Source organism: Syntrophomonas wolfei subsp. methylbutyratica, from assembly GCF_001570625.1.
In the GTDB taxonomy this organism is placed as follows: domain Bacteria; phylum Bacillota; class Syntrophomonadia; order Syntrophomonadales; family Syntrophomonadaceae; genus Syntrophomonas; species Syntrophomonas methylbutyratica.
The window spans coordinates 1-2,207 of record NZ_BBQT01000044.1; the positions used below are offsets into that span (position 1 = coordinate 1).

Below are 2,207 nucleotides of genomic sequence, written 5' to 3' on the forward strand. Positions count from 1 at the left end.
TAGCGCTCTCGCGACGTCCTGTCGCTCGCCCCCTTTCGCCTGCTCGCCTTCGCCGGGTGTTGCATCCATGCTTCGCCAACGCTCGCTTTGTATATTTATGCAACCCTCATGCAACAAAAGGGGTTTTTGCAGTAGAGTCAATATCCAATATAATATTATTGCGTTAAATAAAATTATATAATACTATGACAATAGTATGAGGGGGGAATTAATGAATCCAAAGGAACTGATGCAAATACTTGCTCAGGATGGGTGGAAGGTAGTAAGAATTCAAGGTTCACATCATATACATAAACACCCAGCCAAGTCTGGAACCATACCTGTAGCCCTCCATAACAAGGATATGGCGCCAGGAACACTGAATAAAATCCTTAAGATAGCGGGGCTGAAATAGTCTCGGTTTTTTAAGAGAAGGAGGCACGAGCAATGATATATATTTATCCGGCAATCTTTAGTCATTGCGAAGTTGAAGAACGCGGCACGGTATACACCGTTGAAATCCCCGATATACCCGGTTGTATTACCGAAGGAGAATCAATCCAAGAAGCTATGGCCATGGGCCGGGAAGCCCTGGCCGGATGTATCCTGGCTATTAAACAGGACAATGAAGAAGTTCCCGCGCCATCTGAGTATAGAGATATAACAACCGAATCCCCCGATAATTTTGTTACCCTGCTGGATGTAGATCTTAATGAATATCTTCGCAAACGGGAGACGAAGTCTATCATCAAAACCGTTAGTCTTCCCCAGTGGCTGGCCATTATGGCTGAGGAATCCGGGATCAGCTATTCCCAAGCCCTACAACAAGCCCTCAAACAACATTTAGGTATTCAAGACTAAAAAGAGAGTCGGAATATGCTTCCGGCTCTCTTGGTTTTGTATGGCTAAACCCCTCTTATGCGTCCTGATTATTTCGATCTTTCCATGCGGGCAGCTTGGCCATCATACTTTGGGCGGCGGAACAGGCAGCTTGTTCATCAAGGCCCTGGGTTCTAATGATAAAAGCAGTCAGGCCGTTGAGTTTTTCTTCATAAGAGTGCATGGAGCCGTCGGGATTGCAACAGTATAAGCAATAATCCTTGCTTTCATCACCCATAGCAAAATCGGCTGGCTTATTCATTGGCATTCCACAAGCAATACATATCTTCATAGCAATTACCTCCTCTCTGTAGTTCTTTCAATCAGTTTCATATAATGAGCAAGCGGAATAAAATAATTTCACGGTGCAACTAAATTTAGTTGCATCTTCTTGAAAACTGGATATACTATAAACAGGCGGTGAAGATATTGAGTAAAAAAGAAAAGTTGATGGCTCGTCTGCTATCAAAACCAAAAGATTTCACTTTTGAAGAATTAACCGCTCTGCTTGGTTACTTCGATTATGAGCAGACCAAATTGGGTAAAACAAGCGGTTCAAGAGTAGTTTTCACCAATGGGGACGGCGATTACATCCGGCTGCACAAGCCGCACCCCAGAAACATCCTCAAGCCGTATCAAGTGGAGGATGTTATTACTGCCTTACAAGAAAGGGGATTGTTATGAGCAACTACATTCATTATCGGGACTACACTGGTAGCATTGAATTTTCCGAAGAAGATGCAGTATTTCACGGTAGAGTTATTGGCATAAAGAACATGCTTTCATTCGAAGGTGACAGCGTGAAAACTCTTACCGAAGATTTCCATAATGCTGTTGATGAATATCTGGAATTCTGCGAAAATAGCGGTAAACAGCCCGAAAAGCCGTTCAAAGGCTCTTTCAATGTCCGCATTCAGCCGGAGTTGCACCGCAAAGCCGCGCTTGCAGCGTCTGCCCGCGGCGTGTCCCTCAATGCATTCGTGGAGGATGCCATTCGACACACTGTGGACTAACTTTAAGGGTATTAAGGGGTGTCAGGGGACGGGATTATTGACAACCTTAGGCCTTAAGGACGGAGCAAGGCCGGGTGGCCCTGGAAGGCAATATAGAGATTATTGACAACCTTAGGCCTTAAGGACAATACCCCGGTTTGCTCTGATGGGCAAGAGCCAGTACAGATACGCAGGGATTTTTTATTGATTATTATAAATGTGTGGGTTGTAACCTGTGAGATGGTGTGCTCATTAGTCCACGAAAATGCCTGTTCCCCTGCTCTTTCTCGAATCAGGATAGTCCGTTACCGTCGGGAAGCATTAAATGTTCCGGTTACCTGTGCTTTTTGTGAAAAA

General features: G+C 44.6%; 5 protein-coding genes. 4 read left to right on the forward strand and 1 reads right to left on the reverse strand.

The features are described from left to right. Positions 1–211: 211 nt before the first annotated feature. Both AWB54_RS14875 and AWB54_RS14880 read left to right on the forward strand, forming a co-directional pair. Positions 212–394, forward strand: a complete 183-nt coding sequence (locus AWB54_RS14875) for a type II toxin-antitoxin system HicA family toxin (RefSeq protein ID WP_061215384.1) — start codon at positions 212–214, stop codon at positions 392–394. A 32-nt stretch (positions 395–426) separates the two neighbouring features. Next, the gene (locus AWB54_RS14880) at positions 427–840 is read left to right on the forward strand and encodes a type II toxin-antitoxin system HicB family antitoxin (RefSeq protein ID WP_061215385.1); all 414 of its coding nucleotides are present in this window, start codon (positions 427–429) and stop codon (positions 838–840) included. Positions 841–895: 55 nt separating this feature from the next. On the opposite strand, the gene AWB54_RS14885 is transcribed toward AWB54_RS14880, so the two are convergent. Then, positions 896–1,150 carry a zinc ribbon domain-containing protein gene (locus AWB54_RS14885; protein WP_061215386.1) on the reverse strand — a complete coding sequence of 85 codons (255 nt, stop codon included), beginning with the start codon at positions 1,148–1,150 and terminating at the stop codon, positions 896–898. 137 nt (positions 1,151–1,287) lie between these two features. Here AWB54_RS14885 and AWB54_RS14890 point away from each other — a divergent pair, with 137 nt between their 5' ends. Both AWB54_RS14890 and AWB54_RS14895 read left to right on the forward strand, forming a co-directional pair. Further along, complete coding sequence (locus AWB54_RS14890) at positions 1,288–1,542, forward strand: type II toxin-antitoxin system HicA family toxin (protein ID WP_061215387.1); 255 nt, start codon at positions 1,288–1,290, stop codon at positions 1,540–1,542. Continuing rightward, the gene (locus tag AWB54_RS14895) at positions 1,539–1,871 is read left to right on the forward strand and encodes a type II toxin-antitoxin system HicB family antitoxin (protein WP_061215388.1); all 333 of its coding nucleotides are present in this window, start codon (positions 1,539–1,541) and stop codon (positions 1,869–1,871) included. Before AWB54_RS14890 ends, AWB54_RS14895 begins: the two co-directional genes overlap by 4 nt. Positions 1,872–2,207 lie beyond the last annotated feature (336 nt).

Coding starts and splice junctions, on each gene's coding strand:
- AWB54_RS14895 (WP_061215388.1), top strand. CDS start 1,539: ATGAGCAACTACATTCATTATCGGGACTACACTGGTAGCATTGAATTT.
- AWB54_RS14880 (WP_061215385.1), top strand. CDS start 427: ATGATATATATTTATCCGGCAATCTTTAGTCATTGCGAAGTTGAAGAA.
- AWB54_RS14875 (WP_061215384.1), top strand. CDS start 212: ATGAATCCAAAGGAACTGATGCAAATACTTGCTCAGGATGGGTGGAAG.
- AWB54_RS14885 (WP_061215386.1), bottom strand. CDS start 1,150: ATGAAGATATGTATTGCTTGTGGAATGCCAATGAATAAGCCAGCCGAT.